26 protein-coding genes and 1 pseudogene are annotated in these 25,599 nt (G+C 67.1%); 11 read left to right on the forward strand and 16 right to left on the reverse strand.

Annotated features, from left to right (window positions below; all coding sequences use genetic code 11):
- Positions 1-191: 191 nt before the first annotated feature.
- The 3 genes from RT97_RS15140 to RT97_RS15150 all read left to right on the forward strand — a co-directional run bounded on the left by RT97_RS15140 (position 192) and on the right by RT97_RS15150 (position 3,154).
- Positions 192-1,289, forward strand: coding sequence for a thioredoxin family protein (locus RT97_RS15140; RefSeq protein WP_253278236.1), 1,098 nt, complete (start codon positions 192-194; stop codon positions 1,287-1,289).
- Positions 1,290-1,388: 99 nt separating this feature from the next.
- Positions 1,389-2,126 (forward strand): SDR family NAD(P)-dependent oxidoreductase, encoded by a 738-nt coding sequence (locus RT97_RS15145; RefSeq protein WP_216595176.1) that lies wholly within the window; start codon positions 1,389-1,391, stop codon positions 2,124-2,126.
- 71 nt (positions 2,127-2,197) lie between these two features.
- Positions 2,198-3,154: an enoyl-CoA hydratase/isomerase family protein gene (locus RT97_RS15150; protein ID WP_080898305.1), complete on the forward strand. Its 957-nt coding sequence runs from the start codon at positions 2,198-2,200 to the stop codon at positions 3,152-3,154.
- Between the two features lie 10 nt (positions 3,155-3,164).
- Here the strand turns inward: RT97_RS15150 and RT97_RS15155 are convergent, their stop codons facing one another.
- Complete coding sequence (locus tag RT97_RS15155; protein ID WP_042579620.1) at positions 3,165-4,067, reverse strand: LysR family transcriptional regulator; 903 nt, start codon at positions 4,065-4,067, stop codon at positions 3,165-3,167.
- A gap of 130 nt (positions 4,068-4,197) precedes the next feature.
- Between RT97_RS15155 and RT97_RS15160 the strand changes: the two genes are divergently transcribed.
- Positions 4,198-5,412 carry a YbfB/YjiJ family MFS transporter gene (locus RT97_RS15160; RefSeq protein ID WP_042579621.1) on the forward strand — a complete coding sequence of 405 codons (1,215 nt, stop codon included), beginning with the start codon at positions 4,198-4,200 and terminating at the stop codon, positions 5,410-5,412.
- Between the two features lie 138 nt (positions 5,413-5,550).
- Complete coding sequence (locus tag RT97_RS15165; RefSeq protein WP_042579622.1) at positions 5,551-6,642, forward strand: NAD(P)H-dependent flavin oxidoreductase; 1,092 nt, start codon at positions 5,551-5,553, stop codon at positions 6,640-6,642.
- 103 nt (positions 6,643-6,745) lie between these two features.
- Here the strand turns inward: RT97_RS15165 and RT97_RS15170 are convergent, their stop codons facing one another.
- The 3 genes from RT97_RS15170 to RT97_RS15180 all read right to left on the reverse strand — a co-directional run bounded on the left by RT97_RS15170 (position 6,746) and on the right by RT97_RS15180 (position 10,949).
- Positions 6,746-7,171, reverse strand: coding sequence for a hypothetical protein (locus RT97_RS15170; protein WP_216595173.1), 426 nt, complete (start codon positions 7,169-7,171; stop codon positions 6,746-6,748).
- 107 nt (positions 7,172-7,278) lie between these two features.
- Positions 7,279-7,911, reverse strand: coding sequence for a response regulator (locus RT97_RS15175; protein WP_042579623.1), 633 nt, complete (start codon positions 7,909-7,911; stop codon positions 7,279-7,281).
- Complete coding sequence (locus RT97_RS15180; RefSeq protein ID WP_172672209.1) at positions 7,908-10,949, reverse strand: sensor histidine kinase; 3,042 nt, start codon at positions 10,947-10,949, stop codon at positions 7,908-7,910. The genes RT97_RS15175 and RT97_RS15180 overlap by 4 nt, the downstream gene beginning before the upstream one ends.
- A 349-nt stretch (positions 10,950-11,298) precedes the next feature.
- On the opposite strand from RT97_RS15180, the gene RT97_RS33450 reads away from it, so the two are divergent.
- From RT97_RS33450 to RT97_RS34130, 3 genes and pseudogenes are all read left to right on the forward strand, one after another.
- Complete coding sequence (locus RT97_RS33450; protein ID WP_042579625.1) at positions 11,299-11,598, forward strand: hypothetical protein; 300 nt, start codon at positions 11,299-11,301, stop codon at positions 11,596-11,598.
- A gap of 48 nt (positions 11,599-11,646) precedes the next feature.
- Positions 11,647-11,886: pseudogene (locus RT97_RS34125) on the forward strand (GAF domain-containing protein); the annotation flags it as partial.
- A 36-nt stretch (positions 11,887-11,922) separates the two neighbouring features.
- Positions 11,923-13,434 (forward strand): PAS domain-containing sensor histidine kinase, encoded by a 1,512-nt coding sequence (locus tag RT97_RS34130; RefSeq protein ID WP_367379265.1) that lies wholly within the window; start codon positions 11,923-11,925, stop codon positions 13,432-13,434.
- 46 nt (positions 13,435-13,480) lie between these two features.
- Here the strand turns inward: RT97_RS34130 and RT97_RS15195 are convergent, their stop codons facing one another.
- Genes RT97_RS15195 through RT97_RS15205 form a run of 3 tightly spaced genes read right to left on the reverse strand, consistent with a single transcriptional unit; the run spans position 13,481 to position 16,464 of the window.
- Entirely contained in the window at positions 13,481-13,795 is a 315-nt protein-coding gene (locus RT97_RS15195; protein WP_042579626.1) for a c-type cytochrome, read from the reverse strand.
- 9 nt (positions 13,796-13,804) lie between these two features.
- The gene (locus tag RT97_RS15200; protein ID WP_042579627.1) at positions 13,805-15,982 is read right to left on the reverse strand and encodes a xanthine dehydrogenase family protein molybdopterin-binding subunit; all 2,178 of its coding nucleotides are present in this window, start codon (positions 15,980-15,982) and stop codon (positions 13,805-13,807) included.
- Positions 15,979-16,464, reverse strand: a complete 486-nt coding sequence (locus RT97_RS15205) for a (2Fe-2S)-binding protein (protein ID WP_042579628.1) — start codon at positions 16,462-16,464, stop codon at positions 15,979-15,981. Before RT97_RS15205 ends, RT97_RS15200 begins: the two co-directional genes overlap by 4 nt.
- Before the next feature lie 251 nt (positions 16,465-16,715).
- On the opposite strand from RT97_RS15205, the gene RT97_RS15210 reads away from it, so the two are divergent.
- Positions 16,716-17,270, forward strand: coding sequence for a cupin domain-containing protein (locus tag RT97_RS15210; protein ID WP_042579629.1), 555 nt, complete (start codon positions 16,716-16,718; stop codon positions 17,268-17,270).
- 21 nt (positions 17,271-17,291) lie between these two features.
- On the opposite strand, the gene RT97_RS15215 is transcribed toward RT97_RS15210, so the two are convergent.
- The 9 genes from RT97_RS15215 to mltG form a co-directional block, all read right to left on the reverse strand.
- Positions 17,292-17,804: a cupin domain-containing protein gene (locus RT97_RS15215; protein ID WP_216595174.1), complete on the reverse strand. Its 513-nt coding sequence runs from the start codon at positions 17,802-17,804 to the stop codon at positions 17,292-17,294.
- Between the two features lie 226 nt (positions 17,805-18,030).
- Entirely contained in the window at positions 18,031-18,513 is a 483-nt protein-coding gene (locus RT97_RS15220) for a DUF2726 domain-containing protein (RefSeq protein WP_042579631.1), read from the reverse strand.
- Positions 18,514-18,617: 104 nt separating this feature from the next.
- On the reverse strand, positions 18,618-18,830 hold the full coding sequence (locus RT97_RS15225; protein WP_042579632.1) for a DUF4124 domain-containing protein: 213 nt from the start codon (positions 18,828-18,830) through the stop codon (positions 18,618-18,620).
- Positions 18,824-19,501 carry an ankyrin repeat domain-containing protein gene (locus tag RT97_RS15230; protein ID WP_042579633.1) on the reverse strand — a complete coding sequence of 226 codons (678 nt, stop codon included), beginning with the start codon at positions 19,499-19,501 and terminating at the stop codon, positions 18,824-18,826. The genes RT97_RS15225 and RT97_RS15230 overlap by 7 nt, the downstream gene beginning before the upstream one ends.
- On the reverse strand, positions 19,498-20,304 hold the full coding sequence (locus RT97_RS15235; RefSeq protein WP_042579634.1) for a TatD family hydrolase: 807 nt from the start codon (positions 20,302-20,304) through the stop codon (positions 19,498-19,500). The genes RT97_RS15230 and RT97_RS15235 overlap by 4 nt, the downstream gene beginning before the upstream one ends.
- A gap of 119 nt (positions 20,305-20,423) precedes the next feature.
- Entirely contained in the window at positions 20,424-20,813 is a 390-nt protein-coding gene (locus tag RT97_RS15240; protein WP_042579635.1) for a PilZ domain-containing protein, read from the reverse strand.
- Entirely contained in the window at positions 20,810-21,826 is a 1,017-nt protein-coding gene (locus tag RT97_RS15245; RefSeq protein ID WP_042579636.1) for a DNA polymerase, read from the reverse strand. Before RT97_RS15245 ends, RT97_RS15240 begins: the two co-directional genes overlap by 4 nt.
- Positions 21,823-22,482, reverse strand: a complete 660-nt coding sequence (gene tmk / locus RT97_RS15250) for a dTMP kinase (RefSeq protein ID WP_042579637.1) — start codon at positions 22,480-22,482, stop codon at positions 21,823-21,825. Before tmk ends, RT97_RS15245 begins: the two co-directional genes overlap by 4 nt.
- On the reverse strand, positions 22,479-23,501 hold the full coding sequence (gene mltG / locus RT97_RS15255; protein ID WP_042579638.1) for an endolytic transglycosylase MltG: 1,023 nt from the start codon (positions 23,499-23,501) through the stop codon (positions 22,479-22,481). Before mltG ends, tmk begins: the two co-directional genes overlap by 4 nt.
- 98 nt (positions 23,502-23,599) lie before the next feature.
- On the opposite strand from mltG, the gene ygfZ reads away from it, so the two are divergent.
- Both ygfZ and RT97_RS15265 read left to right on the forward strand, forming a co-directional pair.
- Positions 23,600-24,526, forward strand: coding sequence for a CAF17-like 4Fe-4S cluster assembly/insertion protein YgfZ (gene ygfZ, locus RT97_RS15260; RefSeq protein ID WP_042579639.1), 927 nt, complete (start codon positions 23,600-23,602; stop codon positions 24,524-24,526).
- Between the two features lie 154 nt (positions 24,527-24,680).
- Positions 24,681-25,595 carry a hypothetical protein gene (locus tag RT97_RS15265; protein ID WP_042579640.1) on the forward strand — a complete coding sequence of 305 codons (915 nt, stop codon included), beginning with the start codon at positions 24,681-24,683 and terminating at the stop codon, positions 25,593-25,595.
- The last annotated feature ends 4 nt before the right edge of the window (positions 25,596-25,599 follow it).

A 25,599-nucleotide genomic window follows, 5' to 3' on the forward strand; every position in this document is an offset into this window, starting at 1 on the left:
GCAGTGGCCATCACATCGGAAAAACCAGATGCCAGCCATTGGACCAAGGTGTAGCCGCCGCGCTCGCGGTCGACACCATCGTCCAATGGATTTGCAGCCGGGCCGCTGCTTGAATCCTTGCGAGGCCGGCAGGTGCGCATCGCGTCGAGAGAACTCTTCGAATGCGCACGCGATGGCCCGAGGAGTTCATCTTGAAAAACCTGGATCTGTCTTTCGCACTGCTGCTGGCTGGCGTGGTCTGCACGTCGATGATTGCCGTTGCGGGTGGAAGCGCGGCGCCGCCGGCGATGACGCCGACGATGGTGTCGTTCGCTTCAGGCCTCCTCGCCCCCAGCCCCTTGCGGTCGCTGGAAGAAGCGAACGGATGGATCAACTCGCCGCCGCTCACGATGGAGAGCCTGCGCGGCAAGGTCGTCCTCATCGACTTCTGGACCTACTCGTGCATCAACTGGCGGCGCGAGCTTCCGTATGTGCGCGCCTGGTCCCGCAAGTACAAGGACAAGGGGCTGGTCGTCGTCGGCGTGCATTCGCCGGAGTTCGCGTTCGAGAAGGACGCCGACAACGTTCGCAGGGCCGCGAAGGACATCGGCGTGGACTATCCGATCGCCATCGACAGCGACCACCGCATCTGGAGCGCGTTCGGCAATGCGTACTGGCCGGCGCTGTATTTCATCGATGCAAAGGGGCGGGTGCGAAACCATCGGTTCGGCGAAGGCGGGTACGACGCGTCCGAGCGGTTCATCCAGCAATTGCTGGCCGAGGCCGGAGCGTCCGGTGCAGGCACCGATCTCGTCTCGGTCGACGCCCGGGGTGCCGAGGCCGACGCGGACTGGGCCAACCTGAAGTCGCCGGAGAACTACGTGGGCTACGGACGCACGCAGCGTTTCGAGTCTCCCGGCGGGCTCGCACCGGGCCGGCGCCAGGTCTATGGCACGCCGTCGCGCCTGGCCGCGAATCACTGGGCACTCGCCGGCGACTGGACGGTGAATCCGGAGTCCGCCGTCGCCCACACCGCCAAGGGCCGCATCGTCTACCGATTCCATGCGCGCGATCTGCACCTGGTCATGGGGCCGGCCGTTCGCGGAACCGCCATTCGGTTCCGCGTTCTCGTCGACGGCATGCCGCCGGGCGATGCGCACGGCGTCGATACCGACGCCGAGGGCTACGGAACCATCGACTACCAACGCATGTACCAGCTGGTCCGCCAGTCCGGCCCCGTCGGCGAGCGGCTGTTCGAGATCGAGTTTCTTGCGCCCGGCGCGGAGGCGTTTTCCTTCTCGTTCGGCTAGCCATCGATGCGGCACCGTTTCGTGCACCGCCGCATGTGGCGCGAGCCTGATCCCTCGCCGTGCGGATTCTCATACCCCCTCCAACGAAAGAACGAAATGATTTCACCCGTCACCAGGACCGTGATCGTCACCGGCGCTTCGAGCGGCCTTGGCTTCGCGATTGCACAGGGCTTTCTTCAGCGCGGCGACAACGTCGTGGGCAACGCCCGAACCATCGAACGGCTGCAGGCCGCGGCCGAACAACTGGATTGGCCCGAGAACTTTTTCGCGGTGCCCGGAGACATCGCCGAGCCCGCCACGGCCGAGCGGCTGTTCGCCCAGGCAATTGCGCGATTCGGCAGCGTCGATGTCCTCATCAACAACGCCGGTACCTTCCTGCCGAAACCCTTTACGGCCTATGGCACCGAGGACATCGACGCCCTGATCGCCACCAATCTCAAGGGCTTCCTCTACGTGACGCAGGAAGCGGCGCGCCACATGACGGCGCAGAAGCACGGGCGGATCGTGACCATCACGGCCAGCATCGCGCTGCAGTCGAATGCGGCGGCGCCCGCATTGCTGCCCATCCTGATCAAGGGCGGCCTGAACCAGGCGACCCGCGCACTGGCCCTGGAGCTTGCGCCGCACAACGTGCAGGTCAACGCGGTGGCGCCCGGGGTCATCGACACGCCACTGCACAACAGCGACGCGCACGGCTTTCTCTCGACGCTGCAACCCGCCGGCCGCCTTGGCCAGCCGCAGGACATCGTCGATGCGGTGCTCTACCTGAGCGACGCCGGCTACACCACCGGCGTCGTGCTCCCCGTCGACGGCGGCATGAGCACGGGCAAGTGGTGAAGCGGCGTGCATGGCCCGCAGGTTCCTTTCCTCGTTCGACCGCATCTCTCATTCATTCACAGGAGCGCTTCATGAATTTCAAACAATCGATGTCCCGAATGGTCGCCTTCGCCTTGGCCCTCGCTTCGCTGACGCTGGGCCCGACCGCTTTCGCGCAGGCGGCTCCCAGGTCCGCGGACGACCGGGCCATCGCCGCGCCCGCCGACAAGGCCAGGATCGTGCTGACCCGCAAGACCCCGGCCTACTGGAAGGTGACGCTATCGAATCCGCCGCTCAACATCATCGGTCCGGCGGAGGTTCGCGAACTGGTGAAGATCCTGGAGCAGATCGAGGCCGACCAACAGGTGAAGGTCGTCGTGTTCGACAGCGCGGTGCCTGGCTACTTCTCCGCGCACTACGACCTGCTGACGCCGCTTGAAGAATCGACCGGCATGAAGCCCGGGCCGACCGGCATGCACCCGGTGCCCGACTTCATGGTGCGACTGAGCCGCCTGCCCATCGTCACCATTTCTTCCATCCGCGGGCGCGCCACGGGCATCGGCAGCGAGCTGGTGCTGGCGACCGACATGCGCTTTGCGAGCCGCGAGAAAGCGGTGCTGTCGCAATGGGAAGTGGGTGCCGGACTGGTCGCAGGCGGCGGGCCACAGAGTCGGCTGCCGCGCCTGACCGGTCGCGGCCGTGCCATCGAGATCCTCATCGGCTCGGACGACATCTCGGGCGAGCTGGCGGAGCGCTACGGGTACGTCAACCGCGCCTTGCCGGACGCACAGCTGGATGGCTTCGTCGAAGCGCTGGCCATGCGCATCGCCTCCTTCGAGCGGCAAGCCATCGTCGACACCAAGCGGCTGGTCGATGTGGCGAGCTTGCCGCCCGAGGCCGAGATGCAGCCGATCTGGGATGCGTTCATCGCCTCGGTGGGCCGGCCCGCCACGCAGGCGCGCCTGAAAGCGTTGATCGACAAGGGCCTGCAGACGCCGGGCGATGTCGAGAAGCACCTGGGCCGTGCAACGGCCAACTATGGGAAGTGAGCGGAAGGTGTCAGCCGGCTCGCGGACGCTTTCCCGCAGGCCGCGGCGCGTGGTGGCGCCGCGTCGTCTCGAGAAAGGCGAGGAGGGCGCTCGACACGTAGCTGTCGCGGCGTCGCACGAAGAGGGTCTGGACCTTCGCCTCCGCACGCGGCAGGCCCAGCATCGTCACGCGGCCGGCTTTCGCAGCCGCCTGGACGACGCTCCGGGGCAGCAGCGTCACGCCGATGCCGGCCGCCACGCAGTTGACGATGGCGTCCAGCGAGCCGAACTCCAGGCGCCGCGCCACCACGATGCCGGCATCGGCCAGGAACGACTCGAGGCGCTGGCGGTACGAGCAGCCGAGCTGGAAGGTGATGGTCTTGAGGCCGGCGACTTCCTTGAGCGCCTTGAGCGAACCGATCGCGGGGCTGGTCACCAGCACCATGTCTTCGGTGAACATCGGCTCCTGGTGCAGATCGGGATGGCTGACGGGCCCTGCAACGAAGGCCCCTTCGAGCCGGCTCTCCAGCACCTCGCGCACGAGGTTCGAGGTGGTGCCCGGCGTCACGACCAGCTGCACCTCCGGGTACTTGCCGGAGAACATGGCCAGCAGCGGCGACAGGCGGATGGCCATCGTCGTCTCCAGGCTGCCCAGCGAAAGCGAACCGCTCGGCCGGCCGTCATCCAGCGCGGCCGATTTCACCTCGGCCATCAGCCTGGCGATCCTGCCGACGAAGGGCAGCACGCGCTGGCCCGCGGGAGTGGTGGTGACGCCGCGTGCGTGGCGCTGGAAAAGCGCCATGCCCAGCTCGTCTTCCAGCGCCCGGATGCGGGTGGTGACGTTGGACTGCACGGTGTTCAGCTCGGACGCGGCCTTGTTCATGCTGCCGTGCCGGGCGACGGCTTCGAAGGTCTGGAGATCCGCGACGTTCATGGTGTGCGCTCGCTGGTTGCCGGTTCATTGATATCGCAATTGCAGATAGCCGCTATCGAAAAGTTTCAGTTCTGCAGATTGCCTATTTTGCCTAAGCTTTCGTTCCTTCACCCACTTCCAGGACATTGAGATGAGCAAGCTCGCAGCCTCCAGCGTCCCCACGGGCAGCGCTGCGGTGAACACGTGGCGCGCCATCGCAGCAGGGTTTTGCGCGAGTCTCGTGGGTATCGGGCTGGCGCGTTTCGCCTACACGCCGCTGCTGCCCGCCATCGTGAGCGCGCACTGGTTCGACCCGTCGAACGCCGCATACCTGGGCGCGGCGAACCTTGCGGGCTATCTGGCCGGTGCGCTGGCGGCGCGCCCGGTGGCAGCAAGCATTCCTGCTGCGACCAAGCTCCGGGCGATGATGCTGCTGGCCACCGCGGCCTTCTTCGCCTGTGCCTGCCCGGTCTCGTTCGCCTGGTTCTTCGCGTGGCGATTTCTCTCGGGTCTTGCCGGCGGCGCGCTGATGGTGCTGGCGGCGCCGGCCGTGCTGCCGCATGTGCCGCCGTCGCGCCGGGGGCTGGCGGGCGGCGTCATCTTCATGGGCATCGGTGTCGGCATTGCGGCATCGGGAACGCTGGTTCCCTTGCTCTTGCAACTGGGCTTGCGCGAGGTGTGGATGGGGCTGGGCGTGCTCTCGCTGCTGCTGACGGCCATCGCGTGGGCCGGTTGGCCGCGCGAGGCCGCCCCCGCGAAGGCGCCGGTGTCCCACCGCGATGCGCCGCCCACGGGCACCCTGCGCGCGCTGTATGCCGAGTACGCGCTGAATGCAGCCGGCTGGGTGCCGCACATGATTTTCCTCGTGGACTACGTGGCGCGCGGGCAGGGCAGGGGGCTGGCGGTCGGCGGGCAGTACTGGGTGCTGTTCGGCATCGGCGCCACTGTCGGCCCCATCGTTGCCGGCGCGCTCGCGGACCGCGTGGGCAGCGCGCGGGCGCTTCGCATCGCGCTGGCGATCGAGACCATCGGCGTGGCGATTCCCGCGTTCGACCTCGGCCCCGTGTGGCTGGCCGCATCGAGCGTGATCGTCGGCGCGTTCGTCACCGGAACGGTGCCGCTGGTGCTGGGTCGCCTGCACGAGATCCTGGCGCATCACCCCGCGCAGCAGAGCGCGGCCTGGACCAAGGCGACGGTCGGCTTCGCGTTGTGCCAGGCGGTAGCGGCCTATGCGCTGTCTTTCATCTTCGATGTCAGCGGGCATGCCTACGCGCTGCTGTTCGCCATCGGCACCGTCGCGATCCTGGCCGCTCTGGCCGTCGATCTGGCGGCGAGCCGCCGGCGCAAGACGGCCATCGCGCCGTGACCCGGGCGCAAGCGCTGCACAGGTTGAAACGATGAGCGACTGCGCGCAGCGGTACACGATTCGGTGGCCGCGATGTGCTGCCTTGGCCCGCTGGGCAGAGAGCCGCCATGCCGAACAACATCACAACCTTCAAACGCCATGAACACAGAAAATCACTTCACCACCTTGCTCGGCCTTGCCAACCCGATCGTCCAGGCGCCGATGGCGGGCGTCTCGACGCCGCGGCTCGCTGCCGAAGTGTCGAACGCGGGAGGCCTCGGTTCCATCGGCATCGGTGCCAGCACACCCGCGCAGGCCCGCGCCGCCATTCAGGAAACACGGGCGCTCACGGCGCGCCCGTTCAACGTCAACGTGTTCTGCCATGCGCCCGCCGTGCGCGATGTCGCGCGCGAGCAGGCGTGGCTGCGTCACCTGGCGCCGTTGTTCGCAGAGACCGGTGGCGAGCCGCCTGCGGTGCTCGAGGAAATCTACAGGTCGTTCCTGGCGGACGACGAGATGCTCGCGGTGCTGGTTGCCGAGCGCCCGGCCGTGGTGAGCTTTCATTTCGGCCTGCCGACCGCCGCGCAACTGGACGCCCTGCGAGGGGCGGGCATTCTCACCATGGCCACGGCCACCAGCTTGCAGGAAGCCGTGGCGGTCGAGTCGGCAGGAGTGGACGTGATCGTGGCGCAAGGCGTCGAGGCGGGAGGGCATCGCGGCATGTTCGACCCGTCGGCGGCGGATGCGGGACTCAGCATGTCGGTGCTGGTGCGGCTCATCTCGCGCGAGTCTCGTCGGCCCGTCGTGGCGGCGGGCGGCATCATGGACGGCCAGGGCATCCAGGCCGCGATGGACGTGGGTGCCGCCGGCGTGCAGTTGGGCACGGCTTTCATCCTTTGCCCCGAGTCGGCCGCCAACGCGGCCTATCGTGCCAACCTCAAGAGCGAGCGGGCCGCGGTCACCGCGCTCACGGCCGTGCTTTCGGGACGACCCGCACGCGGGATCGTCAATCGTCTCTTCGAACACGGGGGAGCCCTCGGCAGTCCGTTACCGGCCGACTACCCCGTGGCATACGACGCGACCAAGCAGTTGAACGCATGGGCTTCGAAGCGCGGGATCGACGACTTCGCGGTGCACTGGGCCGGCCAGGCCGCGCCCCTCGCGCGAGAAATGCCTGCCGCACGCCTGATGCAGGCCCTGCTGGCGGAATGGCAGCAAGCCCGCGCCGCGCAAGGAACCCGAGCGACCTGATCGCTGCGGGCGGGGTCGCCTCTGATGCCTCGGAAGCCCCGGTCGCTACGGGGGCCGCCCAGCCCGCCAGCCTCCTCTGGCGCACAAGGGCATCCGATATGCCTCAGACAGGCGGCGAACCGCCGCCACCGGGTCCGGGCGTGCTGTCCGAGCCCGAGCCGTTCTGGATTTCCAGACGTTTCCATCCGAAAAGCCGCGCATCCGCCGACCACGCGCCGGGGCCGAGCAACACGAGCGCGATGCACAGCATGCCCAGGAGCGCATCGGCGCGCACATCCAGGGGGAGGGCGATGCCGTGCCACCCCGCCGCAATGGCCGCCAGCACGCCCGCCACGGGCGTCCACAGCCCGGCGAGCAGAAGCAAGGCCGCCGCGAGCGAGAGCAGGGCGAAACCCGTGGACGCGGTGGTTGCGTCCGAGAAAAGGGCTCCGGTGGCATAGAGGGTCAGGCACGTACTGGCTGTCACCCGCATCAGCAGCAGGCCTGCCCCGGGGGCGCCGTGGGCGAACGAGGAAAAGAGTCTTTGCACGCCCCGAATCTACGCAACCGGTGGCGACATCGCACCCCCTCGAATGAGCCGTTCGCATACCCCTTTTGAGGCGGCGACGAGACTGCCCCGGCGCCTGCGGCCCCTTTTCACGGATCGATGATTCCGCGCCTGAATCCGATCATTGCTGCGTGGGTGCGGTCCTTGGCGCCGAGCTTGGACAGGATGCTGCGCACCTGCTTCTTGACCGTTTCTTCCGAGAGCCGGAGCTGGTCCGCGATTTCCTTGTTGGCGTTGCCGGCCGAGATGAGGCGCAGCACGCGGATTTCCGCCGGCGTGATCGCGTCGTCGGTCGCATGCTCCGCCAGTTCGAACGAGATGTCGGGCGAAACCGCCTTCCTGCCGGTGTGGACTGCGCGGATGGCCTCCAGCAGTTCCTTGTGCAGCGCGTTCTTGAGCAGGTAGCCGCGCGCCCCGGCCTTGATGGCGCGCAGTGCCTGCACATCGCCCGCATACGTGGTCAGGACGATGATGCGGGCGTCCGGGAACTCGCCCCGAATGGCACCGATCGCGTCGAGCCCGCCCATCTCGGGCATCTGCAGGTCCATGAGCGTGATGTCCGGCAGGTGCTGGCGGAACTGCTCGATGGCTTCCCGCCCGTTGACCGCTTCGGCGACCACCTCCATGTCCGACTGCACGCTGACGAGGCCGGAGATGCCTTGGAGCACCACGGGATGGTCGTCCACGCAGAGGACGCGGATAAGCGAAGGTTCGTTGCTCATGAATGACTCGTTGTGTCTGCAGGGTGGTCGTTCGCTGTGCCGCCTTGTTCGGACCGCGCGCCGCCGGACTCGGTGGCATAGGCCCGCGCGGCAGGCACGGTCAGTTCGACCGCCGTGCCCGCGTCCAGCCGGGACCAGAAGGTCAGCGCGCCGCCGATCAGCTTGGCGCGCTCGCGCATGCCGTGCAGGCCGAAGTGGCCTTCGCGTCCGCGGCGCACCACGCGCGGGTCCATGCCCTTGCCGTCGTCCCGCACACGCACGCTCAGTTGGCGGTCGTCGTAGCGTATCTCTACCTCCACCCTTGTCGGGGCCGCGTGCCTGAAGGCATTGCGCAGGGCCTCGCCGACGATGCGGAAGGCATCGTCGCGCACGATGGGGTGGAGGCTTCGCGCGCGGCCATGCACTTCGACCCCTAGCCTGGCCGAGGGAGTGGCCGGATCGGCAGCGAGCACCTGGCCCAGGGCGCGCACGGCGTCCGCAAGATCGCTGGTTTCGGTGGCGGTCGCGCGCAGGCCCTGAACGGCGTCGCGGCCTTCGGTAATTGCGTCGGCGGCCTGGTCGATGCCTTCTTCGAGGATGCGGCGGCCCTCGCTCTCGGGCATCAACTGGTGCGCGGTCTGCAGGCGGAGCACCAGGCCCTGGAAGGTTTGCAGCAGGGTGTCGTGCAGCTCGCGCGCGATGCGAAGGCGCTCGTTCACGCGGGCTTCGAGCGACATGCTGAAGCGCCGCGAGAGCTGGGCGAGGCGAAGCCTGTGCAAGCCGTACAGGATCATCAAAACGGCCAGGACAAAGGTGGCACGAAACACGTTCGTCTGCCACCAGGCCGGTGCGATCGAGAAGTCGAGGGTGTCCCCCTTCTGGTTCCAGAGGCCGCTCTCATTCGCCGCCATCACTCGGAACCTGTAGTGGCCGGGAGGAAGGTCCGTGTAGAAGGCCTGCCGGCGCTGGCCAGGGTCGTGCCAGTCCGTATCTCGGCCTTCCAGCTTGTAGCGAAAGCGCACCTTTTCCGGCACCGCGAAGCTGAGTGCGGTGTAGTCGATCGCGAGGTTGTGCTGCAGCGCAGGCAATTGCAGGCCGGCACGCGGTTCGTACACCTTGTCGTCGCTGACCAGCTGCTCCACGCGCACAGGCGGCGGCACATCGTTGAGCGGAAGCCGCGCCGGATCGATACGCACGATGTCGTCGCCGGTGACGGCCCAGACAAGACCATCCGACGATCGGGCGAGCTTGGGTGTGAAGTTGTAGTTGATGAGGAACTGGCTGAGCGTGCTCAGCGACACCGCCTGGCGCACGCCGTCCCATTGGTCCAGGAGCTGGACTTTCACCTTGGCTTGAGCGCCGCGATCGGCCGCGGCCGACCAGGCATCCAATTCCTCGCGGCGGATTCGCATCAGTCCGCACGGCGCGGACAGCCAGAGCCCATGCGGGTCGACAAGCGTCCAGAACACGCGGTCGCAGGGCAGGCCCCCAGCTTCGTCCAGACGCGCAGCGCGCCCGTTCTTGATTCGCGTCAATCCGGTCATGTTGGTGACCCACAACGAGCCGTCGGGCTCGGGGCGAAGCTGGTTGATGCGCGTCCATTGGGTGGCGTTCTGGAGCGGCGCAAGGTTGCGCACCCGTCCCTCGCGCAGATTCACCATGTCACCCGACCACAGGCCCAGCCACAGCGAGTCGTCCGCGGAATCCACGGCCATCGTGGAGACGCGCGCGGAGACGCCGATGCTCGTCCACGGTGTCGGCTCGGGCTCGCGGCCAGGCGACAGGCGAAAGAGCCCCGCAGTCTGGTGGGCAACCCACAGGTTCCCCTTCGCATCCTCGGCCATGGCGTCCACAGGTCCTGCCGGGATACCGGCGGCAGCGACGTAACGCCCACCCTCGAAATGGCCGAGCCCGGCATTCGATGCCATCCAGATGGCGCCGCGGCGATCTTCCAGCAGGCTGGCCGGCGCTGAGTGGCGGGCCTCCCAATACTGGGGACGGGTCATCTGATATACGCCGCCCGTAGTCGTTGCCCACAGGCTTCCATCGCGTGCAGCCAGGATCGAGCGCGCGCGGCCTTTCAGTCCCTGTGCACGCGTCTGTGCCGCCGCGGCCATCGGCCGGAACTGGTCAAGCCCTTTCGATGTGGAAACCCAGAGGCTGCCTTCGCGGTCCTCGAATGTGGCAAGGACCTGTTCGCCGGACAACCCCTGCGCGGGGGTGTACGTGTCGACACGCCCCTTGTACAGGCGAAGCAAGCCATGGTCCGCCGCGCCGAGCCACAACGCACCGTCTCGATCGAGTCGGACCCGGTTGACCGACAGATCCTTGCCCCACTCGGGCAAGGGCAGCGTCTCGACCATTCCGTTGGCCAGTCTCAAAAGTCCGCCTCGCGTGCCGACGACGAGCGCCCCGTCCGGCGTCCCCGTCATGGACTCGAGCGTATAGAGAGGAACTGGCAATGCGTACGAAACCTCTGGCTGGCCTCCCCATTTCCAGATCCGATCCGTCCCCGCTACCCACAACGCGTTCGAAGTGTCCTGGTACAGACCCAGAACGGATCGACCCAGGCTGCCGTCGTCGCCATGGCACTCGCTGGCGCCTTCGCGTACCGCGCAGAGCACCCCCTTGTCGCCGCCCAGAACCGCGCCGGCGACCCAGATGGTTCCATCGGACGCTTCCACGATTGCATTGACTGCCTTTCCGGCCAACGCCGGAAACACGGTCAGCGCGCCGTTCTTGAGCCGGGCCAGCCCGCGCAGGGTGCCGATCCACAAGGCACCGTCGCGCGTGCCGAGAAGTGCGCGCGCGTTGGTGTCGGGCAAGGACGCGCCGGCCGGTGCGCGCCAGGGAACGCTGCGCACGCCGTCGAAGCGCAGCACGCCGTTGGGCGTGGCGAGCCACATGTAGCCGTCCGTGGTTTGCGCGATGGCAACCACTGTTCCAAGGCCGAATCCGTCGAGATCGCGCCAGGCCCTGTGGCCATGTTGAGATATATCGAGCGCCGGATTGAGCGCCCAGGCAACGCAAGCTCCAGTGAAGACCCAGATGGCCGTCACGAAAAGTGCGATACGTCGTGCAGTCCGTGCTCTGGCCACAAAGCTCCCTGCAGTCGGCGTCCGCCGATTCAATGATGTACTCCCCAGCTTGAAGGGCGCCATCGTAAAACCATCCGGCGACGGCGTCGAATAGTCCTTTGGTATTGGGTTCTCGCCTCCGCGCACATTGCCCGCTACCGTGGTCCTGTCGACGCGGCGGCATCGAGACGGCACCAAAAGGGGTATGCGAAGAGCCCGGGCGAGGGTGTCCGGGAGAGGCCGAATCTGCTCAGATCCAGCGTATGCAAAAAGCGTTCTTTTTCCGTCGCGCGGCTCCCCGCCGCGGCGCTGTTCCCGCTGAGATCGGCGGATGACAGGCGCCTGGTTCGAACCTCGCTCCACGCCGCTGAACCACGGCGAGGAGCGGACGTTCGCCTGGCAGACCCTCCACCAGGACATTCAGCAGCTTCGGCGCGCCGAGGCGTTGCTGGCTGGCGAGAAGCTGATTTTGGAGAAAGTGGCGCGGCGCGTTCCTCTTGCGCAGGTGCTCGATGCGATGTCGCTGCTCATTGAGGATCTGCTGCCTGGCTGCCGATGCGCCGTCCTGTTGGCCGCAGACAGCGGCATGAAGCTCCGGAAAGCTGCAGGGCCGAACTTGCCGGCAGGTTAAGAAGACTGTTTCGGCGGCGAGGGCCTCGCTCCTGCAGCCGATCCCTGTTCGCTCGCGGCGAGCATCAAGGCGCCGGTGCTCTCGGCCGATGTCCCGAACGACGCCCGGTGGCGCGGGTCGGCCTGGCATGCCTGCATGGCCGGGTGCGGGTTTGCGTCGTGCTGGGCGGTGCCGATCGTGCCGGGCGCCGGCGAGGTCTCCGGCGTGCTGGCCATCCACCGGCGCAGTGCCGGGGAACCGACGCCCTACGAGCAGGAACTGCTCGACCGTTCCGCCAGGATTGCCGGCATCGCGATCGAACGCGCCGAGGCGGATGCGGCCTTGATGGCACGCCAGGACGAACTGCGCCAGGCGCTCGCCCACCTCCAGCAGGCGCAACGGCTCAGCCAGACCGGGAGCTTCACGACCGATGTGGAGGCGGATGACCACGTCTGGTCCGACGAGCTTTACCGCGTGCTGGAGTTCGAGCCGGGCTCGAAGGTCAAATTCCAGTCGTTTCGCAGCCTTATTCATCCGGATGACCTGCCGGGCTTCGACGCCGGCTTTCGGCGTGCGCTCGCGGAAGGCACCGACTTCGACCAGATCTTCCGGATCGTCACGCCCAAGGGCATCGCCAAGCATCTGCATGCCGTCTCGCATTTCAGCAGGTCGGCGGGCGGTCACCGGATCGTGGCCGGGTCGATCCAGGACGTCACCGCCGCCCGCAATGCCGAGGCGGCGCTCAGGGCAGGGGAGTCGGAGTTGAAGCGCGCCCTGGCGCAGCTGGCCGAGGGACAGCGGCTGAGCGCCACGGGCAGCTTCACGTCCGACATCCAGATGGACCAGCACAGCTGGTCGGCGGAGTTCTATCGCATCTTCGAAATCGATCCGGGCATGCAACCCAATGTCCAGGCGATTCGCGACCGGGTGCATCCGGACGATCTCACGCTCTTCGACTCGGAGATCCGGCGCGGCATGGCGGGTTGCGAGGCCGACTTCACCTTCCGCATCGTGACCTCGCAAGGCAGCCTGAAGCATCTTCGGGGCGTCGCACACGTCATGGAGCACGTGGCCGGCCGCCCGATCTTCATGGGGACCGTCCAGGACGTCTCGGGCCGCAAAGCCGCCGAGGATGCACGCGACCGGGCAAGAAGCGAACTTGCGCACGTGGCGCGGGCCACTGCGCTGAGCACCCTGACTGCGTCGATCGCCCACGAGGTCAATCAGCCGCTTGCTGGAATCATCACCAATGCCAGTACCTGCCTGCGCATGCTTGCGGCCGACCCGTCCGATATCGAGGGCGCGAAGGCCACCGCCCAGCGCACGATCAGGGACGCCAAGCGAGCGGCCGACGTGGTGGGACGCCTGCGTGCGCTTTTTGCCGGGAAACCGATGGGCAGGGAATCGGTGGACCTCAACAGCGCCGTGCGCGAGGTGCTCGCGCTGACATCGATCGACCTGCAGAACAGACGCGTGGTTTCGCAGACCGAGCTTGCCGCGGATCTGCCGGCCATCGTGGGCGACCGCGTGCAGTTGCAGCAGGTCATCCTGAACCTGGTTCTCAATGCTGCGGAGGCGATGAGCTCAATCGATTCCCGGGCGCGAGAGCTGTTTGTCTCGACGGCGCTGCGTGACGATGGGCACGTCGTGCTCGCGGTGCGCGACACGGGCGTGGGTGCCGCGCCCGAGCATCTCGAGCAGATGTTCAACGCCTTCTACACGACCAAGCCCGAAGGCATGGGGGTAGGGCTCTCGATCAGCCGCTCCATCATCGAGGCGCACGGCGGGTGCCTGTTGGCGAGCACGAACGACGGGCCCGGTATGACCCTGAGCGTCTTCCTCCCCTTTGGCAACTGAGCATCGTCCACCAAACCACAGGTGCGATGAACAATGGGCACCGGGCTCACGGACGATCGAGCACCCAGCCTGCCAGCGCCTTCAGATCTGCATCGGGAACCTGGCTTTGGGGCGGCATGGGCAAGCTGCCCCAGAGACCGGAGCCGCCCGACTTGATGCGCGCGGCCAGTTGGTCGGCGTTCTTGCTGCCATCGCGATACTTGTCCGCGATGCTCTTCCAGGAAGGACCGACGGTCTTGGCCTCGGCCTGATGGCAGGCGACGCAGGCGTATTTTTGCGACAGCGCCTGGCTGGCCGGAGCCGGCAAAGGGCAGGCCAGCAGGCCGATGAGCGGGAGGGCGCTCCAGGCAATATTTTTCATCGTGTGCTTTCAGGTGAGCTTGAGAAGATCGGTATCGATCGGCAGCTTGCGCAGCCGGACCCCGGTCGCCGCGTGGATGGCATTGACGAGGGCAGGCGCGACCAGCGTGGTGCCGATCTCGCCCATGCCGCCGGGCTTCTCGTGGTTGGTGATGAGGCTGATGTCCATGGGCGAGACCTCGTTCATGCGCACCATCTGGTAGTCGTGGAAATTGCTTTGCACCACGCGGCCGTCCTTGAAGGTGATGTTTCCGTAGAGCGCCGCGGTCAGGCCGAACACGGTCGCGCCCTGCACCTGCGCCGTTACGCCGTCGGGGTTGATCATCTGGCCGCAATCGAGCGCGGACGTGATGCGCTTGATGGTCAGGAGGCCGTCGTTGCCCACCTGCACTTCGACCACCTGCGCCAGGATGCTTTCCCAGCTTTCCTTGGCCAGCAACGCCACGCCGCGGCCGCAACGCGCCGGCAGGGGAGTGCCCCAGCCCGAACGCTGGGCGACCTGGTCGAGCACTGCCATGACGCGGGGCTGCCTGGCGAGCAGGGCGCGGCGAAAGGCCATCGGGTCCTGCTTGGCCGCATTGGCCAGTTCGTCGATGAAGCCCTCGACCACGAATGCGTTGTGCGTGGGGCCGACACCGCGCCAGAACCCGGTGGTGAGAGGCGGCGGCGGTTCGTGGCGGACGTACTCCACGTCGATGTTCTCGAACTCGTAGGGGCTCTGCGCCGCGTCGACCGCATCCGGGTCGAGTCCGTCTTTCATCCACGCGGGAATCCAGCGCGCCACGACCGACGAGCCGATGACGCGGTGACGGAATGCCGTTGGCTTGCCGCTTGCGTCGAGGGCGGCGCTCAGCTGGTCGTACCAGAACGGGCGGTAGACATCGTGCTGCATGTCTTCCTCGCGGCTCCAGATCACTTTCACGGGGCCCTCGACCTGGCGTGCGATGAGGGCGGCCTGTTCGACGTAATCGACATCCAGGCGACGGCCGAAGCCGCCTCCGATCAGGTGGTTGTGCACGATGACCTTGTCCACCGGAAGACCGGTCACGCGAGAGACGCCTTCCTGCGCCCGGGCCAACGCTTGCGTGCCCAGCCACACCTCGCATTCGGTCTTTCGCCAGTGCACCGTGCAGTTCATGGGTTCGAGCGTCGCGTGCGCAAGGTTGGGCGCCCAATACTCGGCCTGGACCTTGACCGCGGCAGCCGCCAGGGCGGCGTCGACATTGCCGATCTTCGCGGCGCTGACACCCCGGCCCTTCGAGGCCTCTTTCAATTGCCCGGCCCAGACCTCGGTCGAGAATTTCGCGTTGGCGCCTTCGTCCCATTGGATCTGCAGGGCCGCCAGGCCCTTGCGCGCCGCGCCGTTGTGGTCGGCGATCACCGCCACGGCATCGTCGAGCTTCACGATCTGGCGCACACCGGCCACGGCCCTTGCCTTCGTGTCGTCCACGCTGGCCAGCTTGCCGCCGAACACGGGGCATGCGGCCACCGCGGCGATCTTCATTCCGGGCAGACGCACGTCGATGCCGAACACAGCGCTGCCATTGACCTTGCCCGACAGGTCCAGCCGCTTGGCGGGCGTGCCGATCAACCGGTACTGCGACGGGGCCTTCAACTCGACCTGCTCGGGCACGGCCTCCTTCGCCGCCCGCTGGGCGAGGGCTCCGTAGCCCAGCACCCGGCCCGTCGGGGTGTGGACCACCGTGGCGCGCGTTGCGCGGCAACTGGCGGGCGGCACGTTCCAGGTGCGCGCGGCGGCCGCGACGAGCATCGTCCGCGCACTCGCGCCGGCCTTGCGCATCGGCTCCCATGCGGCCCGCACGGCCGTCGATCCGCCGGTCGCCTGCACACCCAGCAGCGGGTTGGTGAACAGCTTCGGATTCGATGGTGCATGCACGATGCGAACCTGCGACAGCGGTACCTCGAGCTCCTCGGCGATGAGCATGGGAATCGAGGTGTAGGTTCCCTGGCCCATCTCGACAAGCGGGAGCGTGAACGACACGAGGCCGTCGCTTCCGATCGTGACGGATGCATCGGGTTGAAATGCCGTTGCGGCGGGGGTGGCCGCAGCGACATGCCCCAGTGGGCCGGTCGCGAGCGATACGACAAGGCCGCCGCCGATGGCCGCGCTGGCGGTGAGGAAGTAGCGCCGGTCCATGCCGGCGCCGGCGTGCTTGAGCGAGTTCATGCGGCAGCCCTCGCGGCCGGAAGAGGGGCCCCGCTGGCAGCCAGCTTGATGGCCGCCTTGATTCGCACATAGGTGCCGCAGCGACAGATGTTGCCGGCCATCGCTTCGTCGATCTCCTTGTCCGTGGGGTTGGGCTTGGTCGCCAGAAGTGCGCTGGCCGCCATGATCTGCCCCGACTGGCAGTAGCCGCATTGCGGCACCTGCTGTTCGAGCCAGGCCAGTTGTATGCGCTTGCCCACAGCGCTCTGGCCGATCGCTTCGATGGTGGTGATCGCTGCTTGCCCGACGGATTCGATGGGCGTGACGCAGGAGCGTATCGGCTGGCCCTCGCGATGCACCGTGCAGGCGCCGCACAGCGCCAGCCCGCAGCCGAACTTGGTTCCGCTCATGTTCAATACGTCCCGCAGCACCCACAGCAGTGGCGTGTCGCCGTCGACGTCGACAGTCCGGCTCGCGCCGTTCAACTTGATCTTGTATTCCATGGTGGGTCTTTCGTGGTTTGCGGGCGGCAGGGAAGGGCCGACCGCACTTCAATGTCGTTTCGATGCCCAGTCGATGCAGCCCTCGTTCGGTGAGTGCGGCCGTGTGCCTGCGGTCCGTGCAGGGGGTCTATCGAAAGACTGATGCGGAGCAACCCGCGACGGCAAATGATGGGCAATTGCCGCGGCCTGATGGCCTCAAGGCGCAACCCCGCGGGCCGGGCCCGCAAACCTTCCATCGTTCAGGACTCGCCATGAAAACCAGACGCATCGTGACCGGCTATTCGCCAGAGGGAAAAGCGGTGGTGCTGTCCGACGGACTCTCGCCCTGGGCCGTCGACGCGGCGCACGTGCCAGGTCTGCGCACGGAGTTGCTGTGGCAGACGAACGATCCGCCTGTGCTCGCATCGCGCACGGAGAGCACGCCCGATCCGGCCATCGCGGCGAAGACCTTTCTCGCCAGAGCGGGAACGACCAGCATCCAGATCGTGACCCTGCCGCCCGATGCCGCGGTCGCGGCGCTCACCGCCGAACCAGCCGACATCGGCCGCGACTTCGCCATGGCTTTCCTCGGCTTGGCAGAACGCTTCGAATCCGAAAATCCCGGGATGCACACGACCGACACGCTCGACTGCTGCATCGTCCTGGAAGGCGAGGTCGTCATGGAACTGGACGACGGCGCGCTCACCACGGTGCGCCAGAACGACGTCGTGGTGCAGAACGGCACGCGGCATGGGTGGCGCAACCGGACCGACCAGCCCGCGACGATCGTCTTCTTCATGATCGGCGCGACGCGGCCTGCGCGCTGAACGATCAGCGCGCCCGGTGCATCAGGGCCGCGGGCCTTGGCGAGGATCGTCGCGCGCGTCCAGGTATTCGAGTCCGAGCGGTCCGATCGCGGTGACCTGGGTCACGTACTCGCCCGACTGCGCGCAGTGGAAGTGGAAGGTGTTGCCAGGCAAGACGATCACGCTTCCTGGTGGATACGCCTTCAGGCTCGCTTCGTCGAAGCTTTCGCCCAAGCCGATGTAGAAGACGCCCGACATCACCGTGTAGATCCGGTCTTCGGGATGCCAGTGCGGCATGAGGCGGACACCAGAGGGCACCTTGACGCGGATCACATACGGTCCCGGCTCAGCCGGATGCCCGACGATGATGGCCAGCCGCACGGTGGGCGGAAATGCATCGAACGGTTGCCAGACGATGTCCTCGGGCAATACCCATCTGAAGGTGGACTGGCCGGGTTGGTGAGCCGAAGCCTTCTCGGCTGGCTCTTCATCGATAGTTGCAGAGGGGCGCTGGGCTGAGCGGTGCTGGGCATCGCTCGTGTCGGTGTGGCTCATGGAGTAGCTCCTGGAAGTGAGGGCACGAGAACGGCTGTTCGCGTTCTCGAGCTTGGTCCAGTGCCGATGGCTGCTCAATTGGACGATGGTGTGGGCCTCAGACGTTGCCCTGAACTGACCTCAGGCGACGCGGCGATCACCTATCTTATTTAACATAATGCACATTGTGTTATTTGTATGGACACGATGTTGCCGTCCATTCCCCAGGCCATGCAAGCAAATGCCCTCAAGACCCCTGCGGACTGACAGATGCAAGCGACGGATCGAAATCCGCCTCCACGCGCCCGATGTCAGGCACGCGTGGATAGCGCAACACCCGGTACCCGGCCTCGATCAACATCGCATCGCGATCCGGATCGCGTCTGGCCTTGTCTTTCTGGTTCTTGTCGCCGAGTTCGACCACCGCCACGACCTTGAACGAGCGATCGCACACGACGAAATCGGCGATCCTGCGGCTGAAGGTGCTGCGCGCCGCGCGCGTGCGGGCTGTGAGCAACGCGCCAAAGCTGACCTGCGGGAGCACCACCAGGTCCGGCAGCGTCTGCACGAGGCGGTTGTACATCGCCTGTTCGCGCGCGGTAAGCGGCGGCCGTGCCTTGGGCTTGTCGACAAAGCCGCTGGTGCTCTGTTCGGACCGCTTCTTGGCCACCACCAGGTACACCAGCACCCCGACGGCCAACAAAACGACCATGAATAGGAACGTATTCATCTCTGCTTCTCCTTCTCCACAGAGTCTCGCACGAGTGTGCAGGCGCCCTTTTTTCGGTGTTCTGCCGGGCCTGCAACGCGATGGATTCCGCCTTCAGCGCCTGCTCAGCGCTTGGTCGAACCGCCGGATCCTCTGCCTTCGTAGTTCACTCCCTTGGTCTGCTTGATCTCGATCTTCTTCGCATCCGTACAAGGCTCGTTCGAGTACGTGATCTTGCCGCCCACTACACATTTGTAGATCGAGTGCTGGGCCGCCGCGTCGAGCGCGAAATTCGCCAAGCCCAGTGCGACGACGACGCCGCCGAGCCCTTTCACCATTTACCGTCCTTCGGTGGCGCCTTCGGGCCTGGCTTCGCATTCATGGCCGCCTTGATCAGCTCGGCGGCTTCCGCCCGGTTCGCCTTGTTCGCGAAGTCGACCGCAGTCATACCCAACTGATTTTTCATCGCCGTGTCAGCGCCTTCGGCCAGCAGCAATTTCACGGCTTCGCCCGAGCCGTACATCGCTGCCATCATCAGCGGCGTGGTGCCGTTGGGCGACTGCGCATCGATGAAGGCGTAGTTGTCCAGCAGCACCTTCATGATCGTCAACTGGCCGCTGGTGGCGGCGTAATGCAGCGGCGTCCAGCCGGTCTTGTTGACCGCGGCGTCGCGCTTGAGCAGTTGGTTGACCAAGTCCTGCTGGCCCTTGATGGCCGCCAGCATCAGCGGGGTTTCATCCTTGGCGTTGGCGATGTCCACATTCAGCTGCGGCGATTCGAGCAGCACCTGGATCACCTTCGGCGACGGTTCGCGCAGGGCGATGAGCAGGCCGGTCTGGCCTTTCTCGTCGCGCGTGTTGGGGTCGAATCCGCGCTGCAGCAGGGTGCGCACGCCGCTCGCGTTGTCGCCGCGCACGGCTCGGAAAAAGTCTTCGAACGATCCAGCCTGCGCCGCAAAAGAAGCAAATATGACAAGGACATAAAGCGATTTCTTGAAGTAATTTCTCATGATTTGACGTCCCTGAACAGCGTTTCGAAGTTGTCGCTTGTCGCCCGGGCGATGGCCTCTACGGGCACGTTTCGCAGTTCGGCGATCTGTTGCGCCACATAAGGCACATACGACGGATTGTTGGTCTTGCCGCGGTACGGCACGGGCGCCAGATACGGGCTGTCGGTCTCGATCAGCATGCGGTCGAGCGGCACGAAGGCGGCCACGTCGCGCAGGTCCTGCGCCTTCTTGAACGTCAGGATGCCCGAGAACGAAATGTAGAACCCCAGGTCGAGCGCTGCGCGGGCCACCTCGGCGGTTTCGGTGAAGCAATGGAACACGCCGCCTGCCGCACCCGAGGAGCCGTCTTCGCCCTCCTCCTTCAGGATCGCAATCGTGTCGGCCGAAGCCTCGCGGGTATGGATGATGAGCGGCTTGCGGGTCTGCTGCGCGGCGCGGATGTGCACGCGGAAGCGGTCGCGCTGCCACTCCATGTCGGCGATGCTGCGGCCGCCCTTGCGCTCTTCCATCTGGTAGTAGTCCAGGCCCGTTTCACCGATGGCCACCACGCGGGGCCGGGCGGAAAGCCGCACCAGGTCTTCGACGCTGGGCTCGGCGATATCCTCGTTGTCGGGGTGCACGCCCACGCTGGCCCAGAAGTTGTCGTAGCTGGCGGCCAGTGCCTGCACGTCGTCGAACTCCTCGAGCTTGGTGCAGATGCAGAGGGCCCGATCGACCTTGGCCGCGGCCATGGCGGCGCGGATCTGCGGCATCTGGTCCGCGAACTCAGGGAAGGTCAGGTGGCAATGGGAGTCTGTGAACATGACGCTGATTGTCGGGCTCGTGCCAGAAATACGGCGGAACCGGCTCGGCCGGGCAGCTGGTGTCGCCCCCGGCAGAGAGTTGGCGCAGCGACACGGAGTGCGCGCAGCCCGGGGGAGCCCTAGATTGTTTGTGTGGGGCGGTCGGACGCCATCGAGCCGCCCAGGGCTGCCTCGATCCGCGCCTTCAGCTGCCGCGACTTGTCGTCTGACGGAAAGCGGATGCCCACGCCGGGCGCCCGGTTGCCTGCGGCGCGTGCCGGGGTGATCCACGCGACCTTGCCGGCCACCGGATAGCGCTGCGGGTCTTCAGGCAGCGTCAACAGGACATAAACGTCATCGCCCAGCCGGTACTCGCGCGTGGTGGGAATGAAGATGCCGCCCTCGGCAAAAAGCGGGATATACGCCGCGTAGAGCGCCCCCTTCTCCTTGATGGCGAGCTGGATGACGCTCGGCCTTGCGGGCGTGGAGGCTGCGGGGGCAGCGGCGGCGGGGGCGACAGGTTGGTTCATGGGCGGCGAGCGGCTGAGTTTAGGGTGCTTCGCGCTTCGCTCACAAGCGCTTCGAGCATGAGACCTGCATTGAACGGATGTTCGGCGGTTCTCGCGGCGTTCGCGAGCGACTTCGACCAGCGCGCCAAGGCCTGCCGCGACGGCGCCGCCGGCAGGTCGCCCGCCTCGAAGAAACGTGGCTCGGCACCGTTGCCGACAGCCATCAGGTCGTGGCAGAGCTTCTGCAGCGCGCCAACCGCTTGGGCCGGCGCATGGTCCGACAGCGCACCCACGTCACCGCGTGAGATGGCCTTGGGGAACAGCGACCACGCCTTGGGCGACTGGCCGGAACGCGCGAGCCGCAAGGCATCGCTGGGGCGTCCGCCGGCGGCGCGCAACAGGGCGGCCGCATCGGCGGCCGGCACGTCCTGCGCGACGAGCCAGGCTTCGGCCTCGGCTGTTCCGGGCCACGGCAGCGTGAAGCCCAGGCAGCGGCTGCGAATGGTGGGCAGCAGTTGCCAGGCAGCCTCGCTCGCGAGCACGAAACGCACGTCACCGACCGGCTCCTCGAGCGTCTTGAGCAGCGCGTTCGCGGTGATGGTGTTCATGCGCTCGGCCGGATACACCAGCACGACCTTGCCGCGCCCACGCGCGCTCGTGCGCTGGGCGAAGCCGACCGCATCGCGCATCGCCTCGACGCGGATTTCGCGGCTCGCCTTGCGCTTCTTGTCGTCGATGTCGGCCTGCGCCTTCTCTTCGAGCGGCCAGCCCAGCTCCTGCATGGCGACCTCGGGCATCAGCACGCACAGGTCGGCATGGGTGCGGACCTCGATGGCGTGGCAACTGGCGCAGTGGCCGCAGGCGGCACCGCCCTCCTCCGCCGGCTGCTCGCACAGCCAGGCGGCGGCGAGAGCCAATGCGAGTTCGTATTGGCCGATGCCCGACGGGCCTTGCAGCAGCCAGGCATGGCCGCGCTGGCGCAGCAACTCAGCGAGCGGCTGGCGCAGCCAGGGCGTGAGGGCCGGCACGCTCATCGCGCGACACCTGCGCTGTGCGATGCCAGCACACCGCGCGCCACCAGCGCGGCTTCGATCTGCTGCCAGACCTGGTCGCGCGCCTGGCTGGCGTCGATGCGAACGAAGCGCTGCGCATCGGCGGCAGCGCGGTCTGCGTAGCCCTGGGCCACGCGGCGGAAGAACTCGACCGGCTGCGCCTCGAACTTGTCGGGCAAGCGGGCGCCAGCCAGGCGCTGTGCCGCGATCTCGGGCGCGAGGTCGAACCACAGCGTGACGTCGGGCTGCAGCAGCCCTTCCGCCCTGCCCCCTTGCGCCCACTGCTCCAGCGTCGAGAGGACGCCGGCATCGAAACCTCGCCCTGCGCCCTGGTAGGCGAAAGTGGCATCGGTGAAACGGTCGCACAGCACCAGGTCACCGCGCGCGAGCGCCGGTTCGATGACCTGCACGATGTGATCGCGCCGGGCCGCGAACACGAGCAGCGATTCGGTCAGCGGGTCCATCGGCTGTTCGAGGATCAGCCCGCGCAGCGTTTCCGCCAGCGGCGTGCCGCCGGGCTCGCGCGTGCGCACCACCGTGCGGCCTTGCGCGTTGAAGAGCGCCTCCATCGCATCGAGATGGCTCGACTTGCCCGCGCCATCGATGCCTTCCAGCGTCAGAAAGAGGCCTTTGCTCATTGCGTCGCCTTGGGTTTGGAGTCGCCACCGCCACGCTGGTAGCGATTGACCGCACGGTTGTGGTCGTCGAGCGAGCTGCTGAACTGGCTCGTGCCGTCGCCGCGCGAAACGAAATACAGCGATTTGCTTTGCGCCGGTTGCACCGCCGCCAACAGCGCGGCCTTGCCTGGCATCGCGATCGGCGTGGGTGGCAGGCCGCCGCGGGTGTAGGTGTTCCAGGGGCTGTCGGTCTGCAGGTCTTTCTTGCGCAGGTTGCCGTCGAAGGCGGCGCCCAGGCCGTAGATCACCGTCGGATCGGTCTGCAGCGGCATGCCGATGCGCAGGCGGTTGGTGAAGACGGCTGCAATTTCGGCGCGGTCGTTGGCCTTTCCTGTCTCCTTCTCGACAATGCTGGCCAGAATAAGCGCCTCATCGGCCGATTTGAGGGGCAAATCAGCTGCCCTAGCCGACCAGGCGGCTTCGAGCTTCTTGTCCATGGCGCGCATGGCGCGTTGCAGCAGGGCGACGTCGGTCGAGCCCTTCGAGTAGGTGTAGGTGTCCGGGAAGAAGCGGCCTTCGGGATGCAGGCCGGGTTTGCCGAGCTTGGCCATCAGCGCCTCGTCGGTCAGGCCCACGCTCTCGGGCTTGAGTTGCTCGGCCTTGCCGAGCGCGGCGCGCACCTGGCGCATATTCCAGCCCTCGACCAGCACCAGGCTTCGCGTGGCCTCTTCGCCGCGCACCAGGATGTTGAGCAGGAGCTTGGGCGTGACGCCGCGCTCCAGTTCGTAGCTGCCGGCGCGGATCTGGCGGTCTTGCCCCGAGACGCGGAACCACAAATAGAGCAACTGCGGCTGCACGTCGACGCCGGCATCGGCCACCGCCTGGGCGATGCCGCGCGGCGTGGTGCCGGGCTCGACGGAAAGATCGGCGCTCGGCGCCGACATCTTGAGCGGCTGGTGCACCCACCAGAGTCCGCCGGCGCCAAGCGCGAGCGCGATCAGGGCGGCCAGCAGGAAGAGCGTAAGAAAGAAGCTGCGCACGGATCCGATGGAGAGCGTTGGGTCGGTTCGATCGACCGGGGAAAAAGGAGGGAGTCCCTGCCGCACCGAGGGAACAGGCCGACCATGATAATTCAGCGATGACCACAGTCGTTCTCAACGGGACCGCCACGCTGTCCCAACTCGGCGTGATCCGCGCCGAAGGCCCCGATGCAGCCAGCTTCCTGCACGGACAACTGACCCAGGATTTCTCCCTGCTCGGCGCCACCGAAGCCCGGCTCGCCGCGCTCTGCACCGCCAAGGGCCGCGTCATTGCCAGCTTCATCGGCATCCGGCCGCAGCCCGAGCTGATCCTCCTGGTGTGCAGCCGCGACATCCTCGCCGCCACGCTCAAGCGCCTCTCGATGTACGTGCTGCGTGCCAAGGTCAAGCTGACCGACGCCACCGACCAGTTCGCGCTGTACGGCCTGGCCGGCACCGCGCTCACCGCCAACGGCCTCGACGCGGCCACGCCGCCCGGCAAGCGCACTGCAATCGGCGATGGCATCAGCGCCGTCTCGCTGTACCCGGCCGACGGCGTGCCGCGTGCCTTGTGGATCGCGCCCGCCGACCACGCCGCGCCGGCGGGCTCCCAGCTCGACGCCGACCTCTGGCAATGGAGCGAAGTCCGCAGCGGCATCGTGACCGTGACCACGCCGATCATCGAAGCCTTCGTGCCGCAGATGATCAATTACGAATCGGTGGGCGGCGTGAACTTCAAGAAGGGCTGCTACCCCGGCCAGGAAATCGTGGCGCGCAGCCAGTTCCGCGGCACGCTCAAGCGGCGCACCTATCTCATGCAGGCCGACGCGCCCGTGGCGGTCGGGCAGGAAGTGTTCGCGGCTGGCGATGGCGGGCAGCCCGTCGGCACCGTCGCCCAGGCGGCAGCGGCGCCGGGCGGCGGCTGGTCGGCGCTGGTCTCGATGCAGATCTCGGCGCTCGAAGCCGGCAATCTGCATGCCGGCGCGGCCGACGGCCCCGGCCTGGCGGTCGAGCCGCTTCCCTACGCCTTGCTCGAAGACATCTGATTTTTCCTTCCCCCAACGCCCCAACGCCCTGGCGCGAAGGGGCGCATGGCGCCATCGAAAAGATGGCGCCATTTTTTTGTGCCTCGCTTAACCCCGCCGTCGATGCTGCGCCGTAGAAGCCTGCATCGATCCACTCCTGGCAAGGAAGAGCACCATGAAGCGCAGACTTTTTTCCACCGTCCTGGCCCTGACCGCCCTCACCAGCGGCCTGTCGGCCTGCGCCGACAGTTCGGCCCGCCCGTTCGCGCCGCCGTCCACCTCGAGCCGCATCGGCTCGCTGATGCAGATCGCCATCGTCGATCGCACGACCGGCGCCGAGCTCCCGATCTACCGCCACCGCGGCGAATACTGGGTGGCCGGCCGCCCCGGTGCGCGCTACGCCATTCGGGCGCGCAATGCGATGGGCGAACGCATCATGGCCGTGATGTCGGTGGACGGCGTCAATGTCGTCACCGGCGAGACCGCGGGCATCGGGCAGACCGGCTACGTGTTCGGCGCGCGCGAAAACAGCGACATCACGGGCTGGCGCAAAAGCGACTCGCAGATCGCGGCCTTCGAGTTCGCCTCGGCCGGCAACTCCTATGCGAGCCGCACCGGCCGCCCCGACGACGTGGGCGTGATCGGCGTTGCGCTATTCCGCGAGAACGTGCCGGTGCCGCCCCCGCCGCCGATCGCGCCCTACCCGAGCCGCGACGAGTACAGCCCCCGCGACCGCGAACTGAGGAGCGAATCGTCTTCGATGGGCGATGCGCGAGCCAAGTCGGCACCCGCCGAGTCCGCATCCGCCGAGGCACCCGCGGGCAACATGGCGCGCCGCCAGGCCCCGGCCCCGAGCCTGGGCACGGCCCACGGCCGCCGCGAGACCTCGTATGTCGGCAAGACGAACTTCGAGCGCGCCCAATCCACTCCCGACGAAGTGGTCCGCATCCGCTACGACAGCCGCGAAAACCTCGTTGCCGCGGGCGTGATCCCGGTGCCGCCCCCGCCGCGCTGGCCGCGTCCGGCCGGCCCGTCGCCGTTCCCCGGCTCGGACCCCGGCTACGTGCCCGATCCGCCCGCTCGCTACTGAGCGA

The organism is Variovorax paradoxus (genome assembly GCF_000834655.1).
In the GTDB taxonomy this organism is placed as follows: domain Bacteria; phylum Pseudomonadota; class Gammaproteobacteria; order Burkholderiales; family Burkholderiaceae_C; genus Variovorax; species Variovorax paradoxus_F.